Source organism: Bacillus sp. RO2 (assembly GCF_012911845.1).
GTDB lineage: Bacteria > Bacillota > Bacilli > Bacillales > Bacillaceae_I > Sutcliffiella_A.
In genome coordinates this window covers 24211-47188 of sequence record NZ_JAAXCU010000042.1, presented here as the reverse complement: position 1 = coordinate 47188, position 22978 = coordinate 24211, and the positions used below count along the sequence as shown (strand labels likewise).

Sequence of the window (22978 nt, the reverse complement as noted above, 5' to 3'; positions counted from 1 at the left end):
CTCGCTACGCTGCGGGGTCTCAAGCTACCGCTATCTCCCTCAGGACAAGGAAGGCTCCGGCAGCGATACATCGCACGAAGAAAATGCGTAGCATTTTCGAGGAGTCTACGCCTTTTGCTCCAATCAACAGCTATAAATTATGAGAACGAAACGTTTATGTACTTTCAGTTAATTTGGGTAGATACCTTTTATTACTATCTTAGGTGAATGAAGTCACTTTGTTGATTGGAGTGGAAGGCGCGTAGACGCCCGCGGGAGGAAGGGACAGGTGAGACCCCGCAGGCTTGTCCGAGGAGGCTCACGGACCGCCCGCAGGCAAGCGAAGCGCCTGGAACGGAAATCAACCGTTTTAAACTTTTCTTATAAAAAAACCCACCATCAAGGCGGGGTTAGTTGGCTTTTCCAAGCACCATGTCGTACATCTTTTTCGTCGAGAACATCGGTTCTACGCCAAGCTCACTTTCCAAATAATGTTTGCATTTTGAAAACCATTTTATGGCTTGTGAACGATTGTTTTTGTGATAATAACAAAACATCAGCAAGCGATAGGCTTCTTCCCAAGTCGGGTCCTTTTCAATAACCTTCTCGCATAATTGTATAGCGGTATCAAATTCCTTCCGAGCGACCAAAAGTTGTGCAAGTTTTTCACTGCATCGCAGGTAGTAGACCAGCAGTCTCTCCCTTTCATTCAAACACCAATCTGCATATTTCTGGTCAGGAAGGAAATCTCCCTTATATAAAGCCAACGCTTTTTCTAAATAAGTAATGGCCCTTGCAGGCTCCTGTTCTTCCAGTCCAGATGAAGCATAACTTTCAAATTCACTACAATCCAGAACATAGCCGCAGCTTGGGTTCAATCCATATGAATTCCCCTCTCTTTGAATAAAGAAAGGATCGGTTCTAGCTTTTCTCACAGGTTCCAATGCATTGTTCAGTGCGTTTAATGCTACTTTAAAATCTCTTTGTACCGTTTTCTCAGGGACATTTGGCCAAAGAGCTGCAAAAATTTCATCTTTAACTAATTGCTTGTTTCTTTTTGTGACAAAGAACTCTAGCAGCTCTTTAGCTTTTGCACGCTGCCAATCTTTTGCCCCTACTTCCTTCTGACCGAGCCAGACTTTGAAGTTTCCTAGTGTTTGGACTTTCAACGTATAACCTGGATGGTTCTGGATATGAGAAAAGCCAAGCTCATTCAGTAAAGAACTAACGTACGCAGGCTGAATCTCCCTATTTTGGGCTTCCATTAGTAGCGGAGTGAATTGTTGAAGATCGTTTGGCCCAAAGGTCGTTCTGTTAGATAGTATATATTCATAGTTGCCAGTTTGTAAGAAGTTTAAAAATACATTCATCGATTGTGTAAATTCTTCCCACTCCTGCCGTTCAAAGTAGTAGAAGGATTTCCAGAAAGACAGCAACAATTCTGCATACTGATCGCCGCAATTACGAAGAAGCCTGCTCGCACGGAGACCGTAATAATCTGCCTTATCCCACTTCCTATGGTGAATACAAGCTATTTTCATTGCGAGATAAATGAGACCAGAAAGCCAATTATCTTTTACTTCTTCGGTTTCTTTCAACGCCTCTTCTCCACATAGTATGGCTTTCTCATAGGCACCTTGATTGGTGTGCAATATACATAAGCCCATATTCGCTTCTGCTTTTCCTCTTGACACATTCAGCTCTTCCATAATTTCAAGTGCAGTCTGATAACATTCCTTAGCAAGCGCACTATCATAAATCTCCATTAACTGAACAGCATGACCTAAACGAATCCAGCCACAAGCCTCTACAAACGGAGCTTGAAGTTTAATGCCTTGTTTAATTCCTGCATCAGCCAGTTTTTTTGCCTGGTCTGCATTTCCCATGAATGCTTCCACAAGGGATAATAGAAGATCTGTCTCACGGTGAGACTGCTGCAGTGTGCCTTCTGTGTGATCTTTTTTCTTATGGAGAAGGAGTTTTTTCGCTCTATGCAGGTTGCCTGAACGCAAAAAGATTCGTGCTTCTAGGTTTCCTGCCTCCTCCTGTTTATAAACAACATCAAGCTTATCGAACCATTCCAGCGCTTTAGGTGCATGCCCTGCATTTAAAAAATTCTCTGCCATGATGGCATACAATTGATTTTCTTCCTTCTTTTCAATGGGGCATGCTTCTATTAGCATAATCGCTTCCGACAGGACTCTTTCGGCTTTAATGGGTTGGATGGTGTCTAGATAAATTTTTGCAATTCCTTTCAAAGACCTTATGATTACAAGTATATCTCGGGAGTTTCTGGCAGCATCCAGTCCATTTCTATATGCCGTTTCGGCTTCCTCATAAAGACATCGGTAACGAAGAATCTCTCCTTGTATATACCAAAGCATATAATATCGAACTTTTATTTCATCAGAAATTTTGAGCAGTTTTTCCAAGACGTAGGAAAGTTGTCCTTGTTCCATCAATTGCATTCCATGCTCATGAATGAGAACGCCTATAGAGGAGAAATCGCCTATCTTTTCAAAATGTGAGATTGCCGGGAGAATGTCCCGCTGTTTCATATACCATCTTGCACAGCGTTTATGCAAAAGCAAGAATTGTTCTTCTTGCCCTATAAATCTTCTTTCGAGAAATTCTTTAAAAAGCGCATGATAACGATATTGGTTTTTTCCTGTTACGTTAATGAACAGGTGACGCTCTGTCAAGGACTGCAAGATATAATTGGACCCATTTATCCCCAAGACCTCATCACACATTTCCCCGTTAAGCACATCCATTATCGAGGTCTGTTCCAAGAACTGCTGAATCATCGGTGTCTGCTTCATGAACACTTCAGTCGCCAAGTATTTGAATAGGTCTTCCAATTTCCCTTGCGGTGTGAGCAAACCGGATGTGGATGTTTCTTCTACAAGCCTTTGACTCAATAGACCTAACGCCATGACCCAGCCTTCTGATAAGGAGTAGATTTGTTCAATATCGTCATCATTAACTTCCAACATATAAATATCTTCGAGAAGCACTTCCACCTCTTCCCTGGAAAATTTGAGATCTTCCTCTGTTATTTCCAAAAGTTCATTCTTCACCTTCATTGCCGTAATAACTTCCCAATCTGGCCTTTCCCTTGTGATGAGAATGACATGAAGATTACTCGGGAAATGCTGTAGCAACCAGTGGAACCATGTAACGATGTCAGGGTTTTTCTGTACAAAGTGAAAATCATCTATAATTAAAACCAGAGGTCCATTTATATGCGCTATTTCATTGATAAATAGTGAGCATAGATCTTGAATTTCCTCCTCACGAATATAACGGTCCATCTTGTTCAAATATCTTAATATACCTTCTCCAAATTGATTTTTCCTGGTTCTGATTGAGTGGACAACATATCGAAGAAAGGGGATTAATTCATCATCAAAATCCGTTGCGGTGTACCAACAGGAGATGGCATCAAAAGTAGGTGCGAAGGAGGCAACAATTGTGCTCTTTCCATATCCCGGACCGGAGTGAACAACGGTGACGCCGAAGTTAGTAACCGCTTTCATTTTTCTTGCAATTTTAACCCTTCTAAGAACGTGTTCTTTGACTGTAGGTGTCGTGATCTTAGTCTGCAATACGGTTTCTTGAGAAAGCATCTACCTGTCCTCCTTTTTTCTGAATTTTAAATCTATTACTTTCTATTATAATGATTTAAGAGTGTAAAAACATTAAAAAGAACAGCTAATCCTAACAAAAGCTGTTCTTTACTTGAAAGTCGTATTAAATTCATTAAATGGCCAGTAGCGGACATGGACTTTTCCGACGATGTCTTCTATTCTTACAAAACCAAAATGCCTGCTGTCCAAGCTGTTTAATCTGTTATCTCCTATTACAAACACATGCCCTTTCGGTACTTCTTCTTCGCCCGTTAACTCTTCTAGCGAAAAATCTCCTGTAAAGTTGCCACCAAATATTTTTAAGTTTTCAGGAGAGATAAATGGCTCTGTCACGAGCTCTCCATTTACATAAAGCATATCTTGCTTGTATTCAATTTGGTCACCAGGCAACCCAATTACTCTTTTTACGTAATGGATATCTTCATCATCTTGTTGAAAAACAACGACATCAAATCGTTCTGGCTTGGTAAAGGAGTAAACCATTTTATTGACCATTAGGAAATTCCCCTGCTCCAATGTAGGATTCATAGAATGCCCTTCTACAATATAATTAGAAAAGAAAAGCGCACGAATCATAAGCACCAAAAGGAATGTGACAACCAACCATTTCATTGCTGATTTACGTTTTGTGATCTTTTCTTTCAATTCATAACCCCCGAAAGTCTATCTAGGTCTTTTGTACTTCAATATTATCATAATATACTGAATTTTTACAAACAATTGTTTATTTTTCTCCTGATAGTTGTAGACGAAGTTCTACTTTTTTACCGATAAACCATAAAACTAACATGATAGTAATGGCAATGGCCGTTTTTATCGGCGCGCGAATAAAGGATAGGATGTCATAGCCAATATAACTAATGGTAAAAATCATCACCATTTTACCAGCTACCAGTGCAAGAAAAAATTGATAAAATTTTATTTTCGAGAGGCCGGCAACCACGTTGATTAAGAATGATGGTGTAAAAGGAAAACATAGCAAAAGGAATATAGGGCCGAAACCATGTCTTTCAATCCAAGACATCATTTTCCGAATCTTTTCTTTTCTAAGCAAAGCTTGAATTCTTCGGCTTCTTTTTAATTTATGTACAAGATAGTAGACAATTACCGCTCCTACCACTGAGCCTGCCCATGAAATGAGAAACCCCAGCCATAGACCGAAAGCTGCCGCATTGGCCATCACAATGACAATCAAGGGTAAAAAAGGAAGGAAAGCTTCCAGTACCACCAATAAAAAACCTGGTAATGGACCAAAGGATTGATATTCCTCCAGAACCTCAAGTAAATTCTCCATTGTTAGTAGTTCTTTAATGAATTCAATAAATTCCATTATACTATCTCCACTTCTGTGCTAGTCATCTTTCTCTATTGTACTAATTATTCCTTTATTGTCCCATTACATAACCTTTTTTTCCAAAGATTTTTTTACTATAAACTATTTTTATTATAGCTGAAAACATGCTAATAAAATCTATTATTCGCTTTTGTTAGGCTACCTGGAAATGAAAGCAGGAAGGAAAACATATCGTTTTCCTTCCTGCCGGGTTGTTGACAAACCTTTAAAAATTTGGCTATGTTAAACACCGCTGTTGATTTTCGCACTAGGCTTCACTTTCCTAGGGGCGTTTGGGGAGCCTCCTCGAAAAAGCGCGTACTGTTTTGGGTCATTCAGTATACGTAAATTCTGCCAATACCTCAAAACTATCAATTTCAAGATCCATCAAATTTTCTACAAGGAGTGTTTCTTCGTCTAGATAAAGAGTGGTGAGAAAGGTTTTACCTGGTTCAAGTGTTCCAAAATCGGATAAATCATAAACCGCCTCCCCTATCTCCAGCTCCACTAACTGGCCGCTTTCACCCCAATACTTTACAAGGATGGTTATGTCTCCTGATAATCCATTTACCGGATGCTCGAAGCCGTTGCGGATGAAACTGCCGAACATGAACACTCCGTTTTGCAGCTCTTCCGGATAGAAATTCAGCTCCTCGAGCGTGATGCTGTCCTTCGGTGGAGGTCCGAACCCATTCAAAACGCCCTGTATTTGGGCCAAGAGCTTGGGATTTATCGAATCTCGCTCTTCTTGTGTCATTTGTAGTGGCTGGTCGGGGAGGGAAACCGCCTCTTTAATTTTGGCATCTAATACTTTGTGGAACCATTCGGAGGGAATCAGGCCCTCTTTGATTAACCTTTTACTCTCAGCCCACCACCCTATCTTGTCGTCGTAGTTCATATACTCATAAATAGGATCAGGTTGTCCATCGGCGTCAAGAATCGTCAACGAAATGGAATGATCGATAATGAACTTCCATTTTCCATCCACCAAATGCAAAATGGCATAGACTGATGCGTCTCTATTGAAATTCTTATCTGGATTATAGACTTCTGTCATCAGAGTTGTGTCATAAGTGGCCAATACCTCGTTCTCCTTTTGATAGAGCACTTCAATGTTATCCACATTGCTTATCATATCTGCATCAATCATATCCCGAATTAGGGAGAGGAGATCATCGTTTTTGTCCCCATCAAAAGTTTGAAGATACTCCTCATACTTCCCATCATCCAACAGCTGAAACTTGGTGTGGATGGCATCTTCCACTTGCTGAACAATGCGCATGTCCAATCCATTCTCATTCGTCTCTATATCTATAATCCCGTTCACTTCGGCTTCCGCTGTTCGGTCCTCATTCCCACTGTTCGATTCATCCTCGCCTCCGCAAGCTGCAAGCATGACTCCAAGCATCATAATTGCAAACGAAGCTAAGATGTTTTTCCATTTGCTATTCATGGGTATGGGTCATCTCCGCCCGAATCTCCAACTCCCCGTATTCTATAAAGTCCTCAATATTTTCGACCAAAAGGGAATCAGGACCAAAATAGAGAGTTGCGAGTCCTGTAGATCCAGGCTCAATAACTCCCACTTCTGTCAAATCCATTACTTGACTTGCAATCTTTAAGTCAACCGTTTCATCATTTTCATTGACCGCCGGGGAAAAGATAGTCACCGTCCCATGTATGTTGCTAATTGGAAATTCAAAACCATTTCGAATAAAAGCATTGAAAACGATGTATCCGCTTTCCAATTGTTCTTCATAAAGCAGAAAATTGTTAATGGTAACCATATCCTTTGGGGCATCACCAAGGTGATTCAGCACTTTTTGTAGTGGCACCAATTCCTCTTCTGAAAAGTGTTCCAGCATTTCCTCCGTATATTGTAAAGGCTGGTCAGGGATGGAATCCTCCATTCGCTTGATTTCCGCAAGCAGAGATGCGGACCATTCAGACGGAAGCAGCTTCTCCCTTTTCAATTTTGCGAGTTCCTTGGACCAAAAGAATAGATGATCAACATCCATAATAGTTTCCGGTTCGTCATCATGATTGTAGTGATAAAGCGTAATATAGTCCAATTGATTAATTTTCCATACCTCTTCCACTTTCTCTAAGACGATAAAGCCGGTCCCAAGTCGGTTGAAATTATGGATAGGGTGATATTCTTCGGCCACTTGTTTCAAGTCAAATGTAGCCAGTACTTCATTATCCTTTTGGTAGATGACTTCGCTTTCATTTATAATAGTAGTTATCTTTGAATCGATCATTTTCTGGACGTTTTCAGTTGATTCTTCATCCGCCGGCTTTTCAAACAACTCCCAATATCCAGCTGAATCTCCTTTTTCCAATAACTTAAAATACAATGGGAGAATCTCTTCTACTGCTGCCGTTGCAGTAGCTTTATCAATTTCAGACGGTTTCTTTGTCTCTACCTCTGAACTCGCCGCGGCAGGATTACCCAATTTTTCTTTTGTGACTTCTTCATTGCCGCTACAGGCAACCAACACGCTCCCAATAATAAGCAATGCACAAGGAACCAGTCTCCTTTTCATCTCTCAACCCCCTATTATGTAGAAATACTGTTAAATTATACTACAAAATAGGTTAAAAGTATCAGAAAATAAAGAAAATTTAACTTTTTATTCTAATTATGCCAGAGTTCACCTTTGATCAACCTACTCCTAATAGTCCATATTTTTTATTATGCAGATTCTCAAAGACAAAAATACTTTTAAAGAAAGCACTACTATAATCTTCCCCGTCCTCAAGAGACCAGCACGTGGAAAGGACACCATGTGCAAACCCCCAGGCAAGAATTCTTCTTTCATTCAGTTTCAATTTATCCACCAGGACGGCAATTCTATTCGATAGGATCGCCTCTAAATTATTATCATACGGAAGATTGTTTAAAAGAAATTGAATCGTATCATATTCACGTTCTCCCACCAAGCCTTTAGGATCGATGGCTATCCATGATGAATCCGCCTTTAAAATATTGTAATGGTGCAGGTCTCCATGCAGGATGTATCTTTCATTTTTTTCATCGAGCAAGCTTTGGAAGGTATGAATAGCTTTTTGAAGAAGGTCTTGTGTAATAGGAGCTTTACCTGCTGGATGTTCTTTGAAAAAATGATGGAGACTGCGCTCTCTGTCTTCAATATGAGGAAGGATGGAATCAGATGTATCTAATACCCACAACGATTTCATTATGCCAGCAGCAATCTTGGTTGCTTCTATGTCACCTTCCAGGGTGGCAAGCGTATAGCCTGGAGTAAGTCGTTCTAAAATCAATATTCCACGTTCTACTTCCATGTCTATGATCCGGACCATGCCGTCTCCAGCAAAATACCTTAACGCGTCGACTTCCGAATAGAATTCCTTGCTTGGGACAGAGAGTTTGAGGACAACCTGGCCTCCATCCTTTTTCTTGGCAGGAGCCACAAAATTATACGAAAGCTCAAAGGGAGGGAGAACCTTCAGACTCCACTTTTTCTCACAGTAATGGATTAAGGAGTCAAAGTTCTGTAACCACTCTTCCCCTTTTTCTTGATGGATACTTCTGATTGTCTGAACATATTTTGGTGGTAGATTCACCATGTTCCTATTCCCCACGCTGTGTAAATGCCCATCGATGACCATCTGGGTCGGCCAACTCAAACTGGATGTCTCCCCATGGACGAGTTACAGGCTCCGTTAGTCCTTTATTGCCATTTTGATGGTCTATTGGTGTGAGCCCGTTTTCTTGAACAAAGAGGAATAGTTCGTTAACATTTTGGACCGCTGCATGTACCTCTGTAATGCCGGGATTTGTTTCGTCTGCTGGATGAAGCATGACCAGACCGCTTCCCAGGTGGAACCAGTGCATCCCTTCATAGCCGTGAGAATATTGGAACCCTGCTTTTGTGTACCATTCCTTGGAGCTTTCCGTATCTTTGCAAAATAGAACAATGTGATCGAGACCTTTTATCATGTGTGATTCTCCTCCTTATTTTTCCTTTCAGTAAAACGAAGCTCCCCCAAAGGAAGAGCCTCGTATTCTTTCTACTTTTTTACTTAGTACCTTCCAAATACTCCACAAACCAGTTCTTAATATGCTCCAGTCTGTGAATACGAAGTGCTGGATCTCCGCTTCTGGAGAGCTCATGATTGGCGCCTGGGAAACGAACAAACTTAGTTGTTTTACCCTGTTGTTTCAATGCAATGAAAAGCTGCTCTGCTTGCTCAACAGGACAACGGTAATCTCGTTCTCCGTGTAAAATTAAAAGTGGCGTATTTACATTGCTAACATATTTGATTGGGGAATGCTCCCAAAGCTTCTCCACTTTTTCACCCATATCTCCTTTTACTTCCCATTCAGAGAAATAGTAACCAATGTCGCTGACACCATAAAAGCTCAGCCAGTTTGAAATAGAGCGTTGTGTGACAGCTGCTTTGAAGCGGTCAGTATGACTGACCACCCAGTTTGTCATGAAGCCTCCATAACTTCCTCCGGTAATTCCCAGATTCTTTTCATCAATAAAATCGAAAGTTTCAAGAGCATAATCCATTGCAGCCATTACATCAAGATAATCCTTGCCTCCATAATCACCACGCACAGCATCGACAAAATCCTGACCATAACCATGACTTCCACGAGGATTTGTGAATAGCACAACAAATCCTTGTGCCGTCAATGTTTGGAACTCATGAAAGTATGTGTTGGCATACATGGCATGAGGGCCGCCATGGACCTCCAAGATTGTCGGATATTTTTTACCTACTTCAAACCCTGCAGGTTTCATCATCCAACCATGCAAATCCCAGCCATCCGGTGCTTTATAACGGATAGGTTCGGCGACACTTAACTCTACTTCATTTTTCCAAGCTTCATTGACATTAGTCAATTGGGTACGTGTCTGAGAACGGAAGTCAAGGTAGTAAAGTTCCCCAGGATCTGTAGAGTTGCTTACACCTACAATTGCTTCATGGGTATCGGTAAGCATGCTTACTGCATATACGTGCTCATCTGGTAGATGGATGGGATACATAGAACCGTCCAACGAACCAAAGTAAATTCCTGTAGCACCTTGGTCACTCATTAAGAAATAAAACCCTTCACTTTCTTCTGTCCACATAAGCCCAGGATTCACATTACCGGAATGGAAATCACCAATTGCAACGTCCCCAACCTCCACATCCAGGTTCTCTGAGAGACAATGAGTTTCACCTGTTGCAAGCTGCGTCACCCATACACGAGTCAACGTAGCACTTTGAAACTCTTTTTCATGCCCTAAGAAACCTAGGTACTGACCATCTGGTGAGAAGGTGATCGTAGAGAAGAAACCGTTGCTACGAGTAATTTTTTTCTTTTCTTTGGACTGAACATCCATTACATAAACATCCGAGACCAATGAAACATCTGGATCTTCTTCAAGATTTGCTACAAAAGCAATTTGTGTTCCATCAGGCGACCAGGCAGGGCTGCCATAATCCCGATCTCCTTCTGTGAGGAGGCTCACTTCCTTTGTTTTTAAATCCAGTAGTGCAAGATGGTCGTTTTTTTTGTCCAAAAATCCCTTGGCATCAGACTTGTACCGCATTTTTTCCACTACTAGGGGCTCAGGCTTTTTCTTTTCTTCTTTTTCAGAGGAAACGGTATGCAAATCATCCACACCCTCCACAGAAGTACTGAACAAAAGTTTCGTGCCACATGGTGACCAGACTGGACCTCTGGCACCATTTTTGCAGAAAGTAACCTGCTCTGCTTCTCCGCCGTTAACCGGCATAACATATAATTGGCTTTTCTCGTTCCGGTTGGAGACAAAAGCAAGCTTGCTTCCATCCGGAGACCACCTAGGACTTGTTGCTCTTCCTTTTCCAGATGTAAATGGTACCGCGTTCCCCTCTAAATCCCCTACAAAGATGGAGGAGCGATATTCATTTTCTTCCTCGTGGACTGTAGTCTGTACAAACGCATACTTGCGGGAATGTTTATCCCATTGCGGATCAGTGATTGATGTTAAACGAAACAGATCTTTAGACTCTATTTTTCTCTTTGTCATTGAAATCTCTCCCTTATGTAAAATTCTCCATTCTACTTATTTCGACAAATGAAATAATTCCCCTTTAAGAAATTTGAAAAAACTTTAAATTTCATTTTTTAAAAGGTACTTGCATAATTTTTAGTTTTTGGTATAAAATAATTACGAACAAACGTTCTATATTTTTAGGAGGAAGATGAAATGACAAGATTATCAAAAGAACAAATAAACCTGTTTGAACAGGCGATATATCTTCCTTTGTTATTGATTGTTCTAGAAAGAGATACAAGCGTTATTAAGGACAGCGGAATTAAACTAAAAGAACCTTATCTTACTCTTATTGATCAAGTCATGCGTAAAATTCAGCTTCAACTTAAACAAATCAAAGCGGACATGAAGGAGCAACACATGAAGCTCCACAAATTAAAGCAGGATGAATCCTTTACCATGTATGCTTTTCTGTTTAATGGATATGAAGAGCACCACAACTATTTCAACCCACGAATTAGGAATAAGGTAAATGAACTTTTGATGCAATATATCTTGAAAGCGGAGGGGTCTATGACTAATGAAAAATAGGAATGAATGGTTCTTGCAACGGATTGCGTAAAGTAACATTCAAATCATTATGTTCATTGACAGAAGCAAAAAAAACATCTTCAACACTAGCTACTTTCTGTTTTAACAGTTCTTCTCGAAGCCAGGCCTCGTTTAATCCTTTGAATGCCAAGGTTTCCTTGTAAATTCGACCGTCCATTATGACTGGAAAATCCATGGAGTTTTCGTATCCACCAGAGCGAACATCTTCCACCTTCGCCACCTCTTTTTGGGGCTTCACTTTAACGGATATGTTTCCATTCGCTTCAATTAAGGCAAAGTGAACATCTTCCACTTTAAATACATCTTTTTCCCTCAGCATTTGCAGGACATTATCAATGGAGTAACTGATTTTACGCATATTTTTTATATGAAATTGACCTTCATATATGACTAATGTCGGTTCAAACGTTAAAAGTCTGCCAAGCTTATGATTTTTTATTTTTACCCACGCTATTACCTTCTGCAGGAGACCTATCCCGATAATTGCACCTGCAGTAGGAAAATGGTGGATGCTGGGGTCAGCAATATCTGCTCCAACTACTGCTCCAAGTGTGAGAATAACAATGAAATCAAAGACAGGAAGCTCTCCAATGGACCGTTTCCCCATATATAAAGTTACAATCAACATGAGCGGAAGAATTGTGATAATTCTTCCCAGCACCTTTAAAAAGTCTATAAATAGTTCCACTTTAATCTCCCTCCTAGCTGTGCTTAATGAAAAATTGGTACACTTTGTGTGTAACCGGGGGTTTTTAAGGTAACATGCAGGCTTCTATCTTCATTTATTGCCCCATAAAATACGTCTTCGATATTAATAATATTTTTTTTCAAAAGCTCCTTCTGTAACCATACTTCATCTAATTCCAAATACTCCAACGCTTTTGGCTGTAGTCTACCATCCATGATAACGGTGTATTCAACGGAGGGTTTTGCCAAAGCAACCCGAACATCTTTCAGTGTCACAGGTTCTTTTTCTGGTTTTAATTTCACTGATAGCTCTCCGTTCGCTTCAATTAAAGCAAAATGGACATCCTGCATTTGAAAAACATTCTTTTCCCTTAACATTTGTAGGATATTATCAATAGAGTAACTGATCTTACGCATATTTTTTATATGGAATTGCCCTTCATATATGACAAGAGTCGGCTCAAATGAAAGAAGCCTTCCCACTTTATGGTTCTTTATTTTCAACCAAGCAATTAACTTTTGTAAAAGTGCTATCGCAATAATAGCTCCTACAGTGGGAAGATGATGGATATCAGGCTCAGCAATATCTGCACCGACCACAGAACCGAGTGTTAAGATGACAAGAAAATCAAAAACAGGAAGTTCACCAACAGAACGCTTTCCCATAAATAAGGTTACAACGAGCATCAATGGCAAAATGGTACTAATGCGAAAAAACACCTTTAATAAATCCATTAAAAGTTCCATAAGTGAATCGTCCCTCCATCCTTTTTCTTAGCCTTATTCAAAAAGAGAAGGTTATGCATTTTTACTCCAAAAAAAGAAGCCTTTCTTTTACGAAAGACTGTAAGTGAAGTTATGAATTTTTTCTGTTAACCTTGTCTCAACTTTGTAAATCCTTGCTGTTTCTCAATCTGTACATAATCCCTGAGTTAGCAACAAAGCTGCGGTTTGAGTTACTCCTCTTCCTATTGACTCGTTGCTGAAGCTTTGCCCGGAAAAGAGAAGTGCGATGGACTTGTGCTTCATAAGAAGTTTTGGATATAGGAAACTCCACCATGATGTTGTTCGGGAACATGACTTTTGTATTCCCGCTTGCACTATATTTATATTCATATGCGTAGTGTAGTGAAATCCAGATGCAGTTATCATTTGTAGGTGATGCAGTGGGGAAAAAGAATATGTCATTCATCGGATCGATGACAATAGGGGGTTTGTGAGTATAACCGGAGATGCCCTTGGTACCTTGTTTTCGTCCTTCAAAGCTGGATCCGTAAAAATTGCAGCTGTCCTCAATAATTTTTATTGGAGGCAATGAAACATAGATTTCTCCTTCTTCTTCAAGTACCTTTGAATATAGGTTGCCCTCTATTTCAAAGGGAATGATTGCCATAGTAAAGCCATTAATTTCATAATCACACGACATATCGACATTATTCTTCATTATGTTCATCCTTTCCATCCGTGTTCTCTGTCATCTCGTGACAAAAGAACTGGTTATTTGACTATTTATGTATATTTTCCCAGAAAAACCAATCAGTGTAAAGGTTTTTAAAATATTTTAAATATTTTAAAAATTTGTTGATTTTTATAGCGTTCCTCAATATACTATTAAAAAGGCTCGAGGTGAGGAACTCATGAAGAATGAGAAATCTTATACGGAATTGATGAAAGCGAAAAAAATGAACAAGAAAGTGTCCGTTGAAGCCTATATGATGAATGTGTATGTTCAGATGATTATTGATGAGTCTTTATTCCACTACCACAAAAACCTTCTGCAAGAGAAAATTGACAGTGCCCTGGATGCCAATGACCCTTCCCTGTTCCACCTACTTTCCACTAGATATAAAAAATTCCTGAATGATTGGGGCGTTTCCGCTTAAAAGGATAATATCCAAAAATAAGAGAAGAGCTCATAGCGCTCTTCTCTATTTCTTTTACTTATTTTTTCCCTTGATAAAACTGTGCTTCTTCTGTTGAGCCGCTCAGTGCAGTGGTAGAGGATGTTCCGCCGGAAACTAGCTTCGCCACTTCATCAAAATATCCAGTACCTACTTCGCGTTGATGACGGGTTGCTGTATAGCCATACTGCTCACTTTCAAACTCGGCTTGCTGCAACTCGGAATATGCTCCCATTCCACGTTCACGATATCCTCTCGCAAGCTCGAACATACCGTGATTCAAGGCATGGAATCCAGCCAGGGTCACAAACTGGAATTTATAGCCGAATTGGGCAATCTGCTGCTGGAATGTTTCAATGGTAGCATCATCTAACTTCGCTTTCCAGTTGAAAGATGGTGAACAGTTATATGCCAACAGTTTTCCAGGAAACTTTTCATGAATGGCTTCCGCAAATGCTCTTGCCTGCTCCAAGTTAGGCTCGGAAGTCTCACACCAAATCAAATCAGCGTATGGTGCATATGCAAGACCCCGTGCTATCGCCTGATCAATTCCGGCTTTTGTTCGATAAAACCCTTCAGCTGTTCTCTCACCAGTTAAGAATGCATGATCATTCTCATCAATATCACTTGTAATAAGATCTGCCGCGTCCGCATCGGTTCTTGCAATCAAAACTGTCGGCACACCCATTACATCAGCTGCGAGGCGTGCTGATATAAGATTCTTAACAGCCGTTTGGGTTGGCAATAATACTTTCCCACCAAGATGCCCGCACTTTTTCTCAGAAGACAATTGATCCTCAAAGTGAACGCCAGACGCACCGGACTCGATCATGCCTTTCATCAACTCAAATACATTCAACTGACCACCAAATCCAGCCTCCGCATCTGCTACGATCGGTGCAAAGTAGTCCACCTCTTCGCTTCCTTCTAGGTATTGGATTTGATCTGCACGCTGCAATGCTTGATTGATTCGTTTAACAACATGTGGCACACTGTTTGCCGGATAAAGACTTTGGTCAGGGTACATATGACCGGATAGGTTAGCATCTGCCGCAACTTGCCAGCCGCTTAAATAAATGGCTTTCAAACCCGCTTTTACTTGTTGGATAGCCTGATTTCCTGTTAAAGCTCCAAGTGCATGCACATAGTCCTGTGTATGCAGAAGATCCCAAAGTTTTTGTGATCCTCTTTTTGCCAATGTATGTTCGATATCAATTGAACCTCTAAGACGCAAAACTTCCTCTGCAGAATATGGTCTTTCAATGCCATTCCATCGTTGTTCTAACTCCCAGCTTTCTTCTAACTGTGCAATTCTTTCTTCTCTTCTCATTACTAATTCCTCCTTTAGTTTAGGTATCTATTAATCTTCCAATAAATTGTAAGCTGGAAGTGTTAAAAACTCGGAAAATTCATCATTTTTTATTAGGTTCTCAAAAAGAGTGGCTGCCTGATCAAGTTTCCCTTTTGTAAAACGGTTAGGCCCAACTTTATCAATGATGGCTTGCTTTTCTTCATCAAGCAGTTGTTTAACCAACTCTAGTGTAATTTGAGTTCCATCTTCTAGTTCTGCTTTTGGATGTCTAACCCATTGCCAAACTTGGGACCTCGAGATTTCTGCTGTAGCTGCATCTTCCATCAGATGAAAAATTGGGACAGCGCCGTTTCCATCCAACCATGCTGCGATGTACTCCATTCCGACATGAATGTTTTTCCGCAAACCATCTTCCGTTATTGTCCCTTCTGGAATTTGAACAAGTGCAAGCGGATCTGCCTTGACATCCTCCCTTTTTATATGCAATTGATTCTGACCTTCCATGTGCTCATCAAACACTTCTAATGCCACCGGAACCAATGATGGATGTGCCACCCACGTTCCATCATGGCCATCTTTTACTTCACGAAGTTTATCTTCTCTTACTTTTGCGAATGCTTGAGCGTTCGCTTCTTCATCATTTTTCACAGGAATTTGTGCTGCCATCCCTCCAATTGCGAAAGCACCTCGTTTATGGCAAGTCTGAATCACCAATTGTGTGTAGGCTCTCATGAAAGGAACTGCCATTGTTACTTGGCTTCTGTCAGGCAACAGGAAGGTCGGATCATTTCTAAATTTCTTTATAAAACTGAAGATGTAATCCCATCTCCCACAATTCAGTCCTGCAGCATGCTCTTTCAGCTCATATAAAATTTCATCCATTTCAAAGGCTGCCGTAATGGTTTCAATTAAAACGGTTGCTTTGATTGTCCCTTGTTCGATTCCCAATTCTTTCTGAGCAAATACAAACACATCATTCCACAGCCTTGCCTCTTGATGACTTTCAAGCTTAGGAAGATAAAAATATGGAGCGCTTCCATTTTCCTGCAGAACCTTGACGTTATGAAAGAAATACAACCCAAAGTCAAAAAGGCTACCGGAAACAGATTCGTTGTTGATTTGGATATGTTTTTCTTCTAAGTGCCATCCTCTTGGTCTTACAAGAAGGGTGGCGATTTCTTTATTCAATTTGTACTCTTTTCCGTTTGAAGCTGTGAAGTCAATTTTGCGCAAGTTTGCATCTCGCAGATTAATCTGCCCCTCTATCATGTTGCTCCAAGTTGGAGATGAGGCATCCTCAAAGTCCGCCATGAACACTTTTGCACCTGAATTTAAAGCATGAATAATCATCTTACGATCGACCGGACCTGTTATTTCCACTCGTCTGTCTTGAAGGTCTTTCGGAATTTCGTTCACTTTCCAGTCACTTGATCGGATAGCTTGCGTGCTATCCAGAAAGTTTAATAGTTCTCCCTGATCAATCCTTGCTTGCCTTTCTTTTCTTGCTGCTAACAGTTCTCTTCTTCGCTCATTGAAAGTGTGATGGAGCTTCTCGATGAAAGATAATGCTTCCTGTGTTAGTACAGTTTCAAAGCCTTTTTTCATTGGACCTGTAACGCTGATGCCTGTTGTACCGGTATTCACGATATACTTGCTCCTCTCTTGTTATGAAACAGTTAGTATATTTGTATTGTATTATATAACAGAGTGTTCGTAATAAAAAGGCTTTTTTAAAATTTATTGGTAAATATTTTTCGACACGAAAAAAAAAACGGGCATGAACAACCCTGTCTAATAAAATTTAAGAAAGCCGCTGTTCCTTTCCGCAAATAGCTGCGCTTTCCACGGGGCGGCCTTGAGCCTCCTCGCTTCGCTGCGGGGTCTCAACATTGCCGCTACTTCCCCGTAGGAGTCTCCGCCATTTGCTCCAATACACAGCTAGAAATAAAAAGAACAAAAGAATAATGTTTTTTTGAGGCTTTTTTAACCTTAGTTTAAGGGAGTCACCTAGTTGAATGAAGTGGAAGGTGCGCAGGCAAGATATGCCCCTAAAAAACTGATAACGCAAAGTTTTTAATGATTCCTAGCTGGTGATTGGAGCAAAAGGCGAAGACTCCTGAGGGAGATAGCGCTAGGTGGAGACCCCGCAGGCGTAGCCGAGGAGGCTCCAGCAGTGCCCCTAGGAAAGCGAAGCCATTTGCGCAAATCACCAGCGGTGTCTAAACAATACCTAAAATCAAGGACTTATTAAATGGCATCCAAAGGAGTGAGAAGGCTCACGGACCGCCCGCAGGCAAGCGAAGCGCCTGGAACGAAAATCACCTGTATTATACATTTGCTTCATTCAAAAAAAGAAAGCAACGCACTATTTCACGTTGCTCACTGTTCCTTTACATACCGCTCCAAATAAGCGATTCTGTCCACCATTGGCGGGTGGGTATATCGAAAAAATTTCACTAAGGCTGGAGGATTCACTTCACTTAAACTAGATTTAGTAATTTCTTGAAAAGCCTCTATAGCCGGTTCTGTCTTTCCAGTCAGTTCAATGGCATACACATCTGCCCTGTGCTCTTGATAACGTGATACTGCATTTGTTATCGGGCTTGCAAGAAATAGAAGCAAAGATACCAGCAACAACAATAAGGGTAAGGATGCAAGTTGGTTCAAGCTATTGATTTTCCATCTCCTACCGAAGCTGTTTATAAGCTTACTTGCTGTCCAATAGATCAAGTAAAAAGCAAAGAAAGAAAATGCGATGTAACCAGTAATGCCCATCACAATATGATTCATATCATAGTGTCCCATTTCATGCGCCATGATAAACAGAATTTCTTCTTCCTGAAGTCGAGTCAAGAGCGTATCCCATAGCACGATACGGGAGTTCCCGCCTACACCGGTAACATATGCATTCATGCTATTCGTTTTTTCGGCCATATTCACTTCATAGACTCTTTCGGCAGAAATATCCGCTTCAGCAGCCAGTTCCAGGATTTTATCTTCTAATTCTTTATCTTGTAGCTCGGTAAAATCATTATATAAAGGGTCTATGACAACTGGTTGGATATACATCATAAAAAAGACAAGTGGAATGAAGCCTCCCCAAGCTATTGCCCACCACCACTTCGGAAACTTACGGATAAGCAAATAGAGAAGAAGAACCACTACCCACATAATGAGAATTCCTTCCCAAAATCCGACAACCTGATCTCGCATCCAGCCGGAGTAATGCTGAACTGTGATGCCATAATATTTAGAAAGAAAGTAACGAAGATAACTTAGTGGATAATGAATAACCGTGCTGAATAAGGTTAGCCAAAAAAGAAAAATTCCTGTCTGAAGCGTTTTATATTTTGTGACTTTCTCCGCCCATCCTTGAATGGCACTTGCCCCACCTAAAACAAGAAGAAGGAAATAGAAGATCCATTCCACAGGAAGCGTCAGAAAGTAGATGGTATTGCGTATTTTAGAATACTCTTCGGTGAGTAACAGTTCCTTGCTACTTAGAAAGGTTGCTGGGTCCGCTTTTGTTCCCACTAATTCAGTTGGAAGGGAAGTATCCGCGCCGATCCATATGTAGAAAGTCACCGCTAAAGAATAGAGAACGTAGCTAAACAACGTTAGAGAGATTGTTTTTTTCATATTTTTGCACCCCCTTGTCCTGAATATCCCTGTTATATTCTATGCCACAATAAAAAAAATAAGCAGGCTATTACAAAGAAAAGCCTACTCGTTTCATTTTTAACTGACAAGCCAGGAATACACACTCAAAGCTGCAATAGCGCTGATAACAACCAGAATGACGTTTGCACCTAGGTAAGCGACAAATAATGCCACGGCTGCCCCGATGATTCCATACATGACATCTTCATTTATTAAGAAAATCCCAGGAACAATAAGTGCCCCAAGTGTTGCATAGGGAACATTTTTCAATACTGCTTGTACGAATGGCGGTAGCTCCTTGCCTTGGAACATCACAAACGGTATGAGGCGTGGAAGGTAGGTGACTACGGCCATGCCGACAATCATTATGATAATCATACTATTCATCCACTTTCCCCTCCTTTGACCATTTCGCGAATAAGATTTCTATCCCGACAGCACTAGTGATTGTCGCAAGGACAATGGACCATCCAGCGGCAATACCAATTACCAACGAAAACACAGAATTAAGGATAGCTGCAGTCCCAGCGAGCACAACCACTTTTTGGTGTTTCTTTAAGGAAGGCATCAAGAGGCCGACAAACATGGCATAAAGGGCAACCGCCATGCTCTCTTGAAGAGATGAGGGTAAACTGCTGCCGATGACATGCCCGATCCCTGAGCTTACCACCCAACTGGAATAGGCGATTAAGATTACTCCGAACATATATCCCGTTTGAATGGTTCCTTCTTTGGTAGCAGTGACGGAAAACGTTTCATCCGTTATGCCAAATGAGAAGAGTGATTTCTTCCAGAGACTATTCTCTTCCACTTTTTCATTCAGGGAAGCGCTCATCAAAAAGTGACGTATGTTCAGAATAAAAGTCGTCATAACAATTTCAAAAACACCTGATCCAAGCACAATCATATTCAGAGACATATATTGTGCTGCTCCAGCAAAGACGAGTAAGCTCATCAGCACCGTTTCAGAGACCGTTAAGCCTGCTGATTTTGCCAAAAGTCCAAATGTAATGGCGATTGGTATGTAGCCGATTGCTATGCTGACTCCAGCTTGCAAGCCGTTTCTAAAAGAAGAAGGTTTTCTTGCTGCGATGGTAGTTGCCACTGTGCATTTCTCCTATACTAGTAAATTGAATTATTTATTAATATACTAGTAGTTTACTGGATATGTAAAGAGTATTTCGAAAAGCGAGATACTTTACTTACTTTAATCAAAAAACTCCCCCTTCCTAAAGAAGAGAGAGCCGTACAAAAAATTTATTTCCCCTTAAACTCCGGTGCCCGCTTTTCGCCAAACGCAACAAGCGCCTCTACGCGGTCTTCCGTCGGGATAATCACTTCATAAGCTTTACGCTCAATCTGTAAGCCTGTCTGCATATCCACACCCATACCCTGACGAATGGCAAATTTGGCCTGCTGTACAGCTACCGGGCCGTTCTTGAGCATCTCACGGGCAAGTTCCATCGCCCCGTCAAGTACTTGAGATGCTTCATCTACCAATCTTGTAATCAGGCCGAACCCACTCGCCTCTTCTCCAGTAAATCGGCGAGCAGTCAAGATCAATTCCATCGCCTTTGCTTCACCAATAATACGAGGCAGGCGCTGGGTGCCACCTGCTCCCGGAATAATCGCCAAGCTTGTTTCCGTTAGGCCCATTTTCACATCTTTGCACGTCACTCGGAAATCACAAGCAAGAAGGAGCTCCATCCCGCCTCCGAATGCATACCCATTTATAGCTGCGATTGTCGGCTGAGGCAAGTCGGCGATGCGGTTGAACACATCCCCGATTTTGTAAACATTGCGTCTTACTTGCTGCTCGGTAAGGCCTCTTCTTTCCTTGAGGTCCGCACCAACACTAAATGCCTTCTCCCCTGCCGCCGTAATCACTACCACACGGACGTCAGCATTCGTGCGAAGCTCCTCTGCTACATTTCCCAATTCTACTAACATATCATAATTAAACGCGTTCATCGCATCAGGGCGATTGAGCGTTACAGTTGCTACATAATCTTTTATCTCTACTGCAATATAACTCAAATCTCTCCGTCTCCCTCCAAGATTGTTAGCGGTTACAAATTTCGCTATTTTATACATTCTCTACAGAGAGCGTAAATCCTTTAAACACCTAGTTTTTCTTTTAATGCTCTTCTTAAGATTTTTCCAGTTGTGTTCTTTGGAAGCTCTTCTAAGAACTCAATGGAAGTAGGTACCTTATATTTCGCCAAGCGCTCCGCACAATAGCCAAGCAAATCTGATTCATTCACGGACGCATTGGTTACGACAAAACACTTTATCGCTTCACCGAACTGAGGGTCAGGCACCCCGACAACTGCTACTTCTACCACATTTTCATGACTGTAGAGAACTTCTTCTACTTCACGAGGGTATACATTGTAGCCTCCTACGATGATCATGTCCTTTTTGCGGTCGACGATATAGAAGTATCCTTCTTCGTCCATTTTTGCTAGATCGCCTGTATAAAGCCAACCGTCACGAATTGCAACGGACGTTTCTTCTGGCATCTTATAATAGCCTGCCATGACATTCGGCCCTCTGACAACAAGTTCCCCAACTTCTCCAGGTGCCACTTCTTCTCCTAGTTCATTCACGACTTTGTTTTCCACATTTACAATCGTCGTCCCAATAGAACCAGCTTTTCTAGGCTTATCTAGTGGATTAAAACAGGTAACAGGTGATGCCTCTGATAATCCATAACCTTCCGAAATGATAACATTGTATTTCTTTTCAAAATTCTTCAATAGTGCTACAGGCATGGAAGCTCCACCAGAAATGCAAAGCCTCAACGATTTTAAATCTTCTACATCGGCTTGTGATTGCAAAAGGAAATTGTACATGGTTGGAACACCTGCAAAAACAGTTGCATCGTATTCTTTTACCACATCAAAAATCACCTGCGGGCTGAACCTTGGAACGATAATCACTGTCGCGCCGTTCATCAATGGTGCATTTAAAGCTACTGTCAAACAGAATACATGGAACATAGGCAGAGTCGCGACAACTTTGTCCGTTTCGTTCATCTTCAAAAAGTCGGCGGAATCCTTGGCATTGCGATACAAGTTCTTATGTGTCAACATTGCCCCTTTCGGTTTACCTGTAGTACCAGATGTATAAAGGATTACAGCCACATCGTCAGCCTTCAGTTCCGGACCTTCATATGTAAAGCTTCCAGACGCCATAATCGATGTAAACGATTTCAATTTCGGATAAACCGTAAGTTGCTCAAGTGGAAAATCTTTCGCTTTTTCTTTTCCGTCAGGTGTTTCGCAAATAATGTAATGTTCAGTTAAAGGCAGGTGACCATGAAGCTTTTCAAAAAGTGGAACAAGAAGGTCTAAGGTGATGATGGCTTTGACATCGCCATCTCTAAGGATGTAAGAAAGTTCTTCTGGAGTATAGATTGGATTGATAGGAATAACGGTTGCTCCAATTCGTGCGGCACCATAAAGCCCAATAACGAAATATGGTGAGTTTCCGACAACAAGGCCGATATGATCTCCCTGTGTGATTCCTATCTTTTCAAGGCCTGTTGCAAAAGCGTTAATTGCAGCATTCAACTCTGCGTAAGTTTTGGAATCCCCTTCAAAAATATACGCTTCTTTCATAGGATTTGTTTTTGCGGTTAATGCCAACTGCGATGAAATATTCAAGTGTTTCATCTCCCCTTCGAGTAAATTGAATGAATGACCATTCATAAATCTCCCATTATCCATTATAGTAGATTGCTAGATATCTGTCATTAAATTATGTCGATAAAATTAAAATTTTCAGATAAAATATTTTGATATAAAAAAAGAGCAGGGATTCCCTGCCCAATGCTCTTG

20 protein-coding genes are annotated in these 22978 nt (G+C 41.0%); 2 read left to right on the top strand and 18 right to left on the bottom strand.

Going from position 1 to position 22978, the window contains the following annotated elements:
- Positions 1 to 389: 389 nt before the first annotated feature.
- The 8 genes from HF078_RS11320 to HF078_RS11285 form a co-directional block, all read right to left on the bottom strand.
- Positions 390 to 3608 (bottom strand): BTAD domain-containing putative transcriptional regulator, encoded by a 3219-nt coding sequence (locus HF078_RS11320; RefSeq protein ID WP_169291262.1) that lies wholly within the window; start codon positions 3606 to 3608, stop codon positions 390 to 392.
- A 108-nt stretch (positions 3609 to 3716) separates the two neighbouring features.
- Positions 3717 to 4241 (bottom strand): signal peptidase I, encoded by a 525-nt coding sequence (lepB, locus tag HF078_RS11315; RefSeq protein ID WP_169291330.1) that lies wholly within the window; start codon positions 4239 to 4241, stop codon positions 3717 to 3719.
- A gap of 112 nt (positions 4242 to 4353) precedes the next feature.
- Positions 4354 to 4959, bottom strand: a complete 606-nt coding sequence (locus HF078_RS11310; protein WP_169291261.1) for a TVP38/TMEM64 family protein — start codon at positions 4957 to 4959, stop codon at positions 4354 to 4356.
- Between the two features lie 334 nt (positions 4960 to 5293).
- Positions 5294 to 6415: a hypothetical protein gene (locus HF078_RS11305; RefSeq protein WP_169291260.1), complete on the bottom strand. Its 1122-nt coding sequence runs from the start codon at positions 6413 to 6415 to the stop codon at positions 5294 to 5296.
- The gene (locus tag HF078_RS11300) at positions 6408 to 7508 is read right to left on the bottom strand and encodes an SLAP domain-containing protein (protein ID WP_169291259.1); all 1101 of its coding nucleotides are present in this window, start codon (positions 7506 to 7508) and stop codon (positions 6408 to 6410) included. Before HF078_RS11300 ends, HF078_RS11305 begins: the two co-directional genes overlap by 8 nt.
- Positions 7509 to 7626: 118 nt before the next feature.
- Entirely contained in the window at positions 7627 to 8553 is a 927-nt protein-coding gene (locus HF078_RS11295; protein ID WP_169291258.1) for an aminoglycoside phosphotransferase family protein, read from the bottom strand.
- Between the two features lie 4 nt (positions 8554 to 8557).
- On the bottom strand, positions 8558 to 8926 hold the full coding sequence (locus tag HF078_RS11290; protein ID WP_169291257.1) for a VOC family protein: 369 nt from the start codon (positions 8924 to 8926) through the stop codon (positions 8558 to 8560).
- Positions 8927 to 9005: 79 nt separating this feature from the next.
- Positions 9006 to 10997 carry a S9 family peptidase gene (locus HF078_RS11285; RefSeq protein ID WP_169291256.1) on the bottom strand — a complete coding sequence of 664 codons (1992 nt, stop codon included), beginning with the start codon at positions 10995 to 10997 and terminating at the stop codon, positions 9006 to 9008.
- 180 nt (positions 10998 to 11177) lie between these two features.
- Between HF078_RS11285 and HF078_RS11280 the strand changes: the two genes are divergently transcribed.
- Positions 11178 to 11555: a YhjD family protein gene (locus HF078_RS11280; protein ID WP_169291255.1), complete on the top strand. Its 378-nt coding sequence runs from the start codon at positions 11178 to 11180 to the stop codon at positions 11553 to 11555.
- On the opposite strand, the gene HF078_RS11275 is transcribed toward HF078_RS11280, so the two are convergent.
- The 3 genes from HF078_RS11275 to HF078_RS11265 all read right to left on the bottom strand — a co-directional run bounded on the left by HF078_RS11275 (position 11542) and on the right by HF078_RS11265 (position 13707).
- Positions 11542 to 12264 (bottom strand): DUF421 domain-containing protein, encoded by a 723-nt coding sequence (locus HF078_RS11275; RefSeq protein ID WP_346775334.1) that lies wholly within the window; start codon positions 12262 to 12264, stop codon positions 11542 to 11544. The genes HF078_RS11280 and HF078_RS11275 overlap by 14 nt on opposite strands.
- Before the next feature lie 23 nt (positions 12265 to 12287).
- Positions 12288 to 13010, bottom strand: a complete 723-nt coding sequence (locus HF078_RS11270; protein WP_169291254.1) for a DUF421 domain-containing protein — start codon at positions 13008 to 13010, stop codon at positions 12288 to 12290.
- Positions 13011 to 13146: 136 nt separating this feature from the next.
- On the bottom strand, positions 13147 to 13707 hold the full coding sequence (locus HF078_RS11265; RefSeq protein WP_169291253.1) for a competence protein ComK: 561 nt from the start codon (positions 13705 to 13707) through the stop codon (positions 13147 to 13149).
- A 193-nt stretch (positions 13708 to 13900) separates the two neighbouring features.
- Here HF078_RS11265 and HF078_RS11260 point away from each other — a divergent pair, with 193 nt between their 5' ends.
- A complete protein-coding gene (locus HF078_RS11260) occupies positions 13901 to 14146 on the top strand; it encodes an IDEAL domain-containing protein (RefSeq protein ID WP_148989399.1) in 246 nt (81 codons plus the stop codon).
- Positions 14147 to 14204: 58 nt separating this feature from the next.
- Here HF078_RS11260 and aceA read toward each other — a convergent pair whose 3' ends face one another.
- The 7 genes from aceA to HF078_RS11225 all read right to left on the bottom strand — a co-directional run bounded on the left by aceA (position 14205) and on the right by HF078_RS11225 (position 22804).
- The gene (gene aceA / locus HF078_RS11255) at positions 14205 to 15494 is read right to left on the bottom strand and encodes an isocitrate lyase (protein ID WP_169291252.1); all 1290 of its coding nucleotides are present in this window, start codon (positions 15492 to 15494) and stop codon (positions 14205 to 14207) included.
- A gap of 30 nt (positions 15495 to 15524) precedes the next feature.
- The gene (aceB, locus tag HF078_RS11250) at positions 15525 to 17120 is read right to left on the bottom strand and encodes a malate synthase A (protein ID WP_169291251.1); all 1596 of its coding nucleotides are present in this window, start codon (positions 17118 to 17120) and stop codon (positions 15525 to 15527) included.
- A 735-nt stretch (positions 17121 to 17855) separates the two neighbouring features.
- Positions 17856 to 19115, bottom strand: a complete 1260-nt coding sequence (locus HF078_RS11245) for a M48 family metallopeptidase (protein ID WP_169291250.1) — start codon at positions 19113 to 19115, stop codon at positions 17856 to 17858.
- Between the two features lie 99 nt (positions 19116 to 19214).
- Complete coding sequence (locus HF078_RS11240) at positions 19215 to 19523, bottom strand: AzlD domain-containing protein (RefSeq protein WP_169291249.1); 309 nt, start codon at positions 19521 to 19523, stop codon at positions 19215 to 19217.
- Complete coding sequence (locus HF078_RS11235; protein ID WP_169291248.1) at positions 19516 to 20241, bottom strand: AzlC family ABC transporter permease; 726 nt, start codon at positions 20239 to 20241, stop codon at positions 19516 to 19518. The genes HF078_RS11240 and HF078_RS11235 overlap by 8 nt, the downstream gene beginning before the upstream one ends.
- A 152-nt stretch (positions 20242 to 20393) precedes the next feature.
- Positions 20394 to 21173 carry an enoyl-CoA hydratase-related protein gene (locus tag HF078_RS11230; RefSeq protein WP_169291247.1) on the bottom strand — a complete coding sequence of 260 codons (780 nt, stop codon included), beginning with the start codon at positions 21171 to 21173 and terminating at the stop codon, positions 20394 to 20396.
- A gap of 80 nt (positions 21174 to 21253) precedes the next feature.
- Complete coding sequence (locus tag HF078_RS11225) at positions 21254 to 22804, bottom strand: fatty acid--CoA ligase family protein (RefSeq protein WP_205831590.1); 1551 nt, start codon at positions 22802 to 22804, stop codon at positions 21254 to 21256.
- Positions 22805 to 22978: the final 174 nt, after the last annotated feature.

What these genes read in the sequence shown, in the direction of transcription:
- HF078_RS11320 (WP_169291262.1), bottom strand. Translation starts at nt 3,608, where the DNA reads ATGCTTTCTCAAGAAACCGTATTGCAGACTAAGATCACGACACCTACA.
- lepB (WP_169291330.1), bottom strand. Translation starts at nt 4,241, where the DNA reads ATGAAATGGTTGGTTGTCACATTCCTTTTGGTGCTTATGATTCGTGCG.
- HF078_RS11310 (WP_169291261.1), bottom strand. Translation starts at nt 4,959, where the DNA reads ATGGAATTTATTGAATTCATTAAAGAACTACTAACAATGGAGAATTTA.
- HF078_RS11305 (WP_169291260.1), bottom strand. Translation starts at nt 6,415, where the DNA reads ATGAATAGCAAATGGAAAAACATCTTAGCTTCGTTTGCAATTATGATG.
- HF078_RS11300 (WP_169291259.1), bottom strand. Translation starts at nt 7,508, where the DNA reads ATGAAAAGGAGACTGGTTCCTTGTGCATTGCTTATTATTGGGAGCGTG.
- HF078_RS11295 (WP_169291258.1), bottom strand. Translation starts at nt 8,553, where the DNA reads ATGGTGAATCTACCACCAAAATATGTTCAGACAATCAGAAGTATCCAT.
- HF078_RS11290 (WP_169291257.1), bottom strand. Translation starts at nt 8,926, where the DNA reads ATGATAAAAGGTCTCGATCACATTGTTCTATTTTGCAAAGATACGGAA.
- HF078_RS11285 (WP_169291256.1), bottom strand. Translation starts at nt 10,997, where the DNA reads ATGACAAAGAGAAAAATAGAGTCTAAAGATCTGTTTCGTTTAACATCA.
- HF078_RS11280 (WP_169291255.1), top strand. Translation starts at nt 11,178, where the DNA reads ATGACAAGATTATCAAAAGAACAAATAAACCTGTTTGAACAGGCGATA.
- HF078_RS11270 (WP_169291254.1), bottom strand. Translation starts at nt 13,010, where the DNA reads ATGGAACTTTTAATGGATTTATTAAAGGTGTTTTTTCGCATTAGTACC.
- HF078_RS11265 (WP_169291253.1), bottom strand. Translation starts at nt 13,707, where the DNA reads ATGAAGAATAATGTCGATATGTCGTGTGATTATGAAATTAATGGCTTT.
- HF078_RS11260 (WP_148989399.1), top strand. Translation starts at nt 13,901, where the DNA reads ATGAAGAATGAGAAATCTTATACGGAATTGATGAAAGCGAAAAAAATG.
- aceA (WP_169291252.1), bottom strand. Translation starts at nt 15,494, where the DNA reads ATGAGAAGAGAAGAAAGAATTGCACAGTTAGAAGAAAGCTGGGAGTTA.
- HF078_RS11245 (WP_169291250.1), bottom strand. Translation starts at nt 19,115, where the DNA reads ATGAAAAAAACAATCTCTCTAACGTTGTTTAGCTACGTTCTCTATTCT.
- HF078_RS11240 (WP_169291249.1), bottom strand. Translation starts at nt 19,523, where the DNA reads ATGAATAGTATGATTATCATAATGATTGTCGGCATGGCCGTAGTCACC.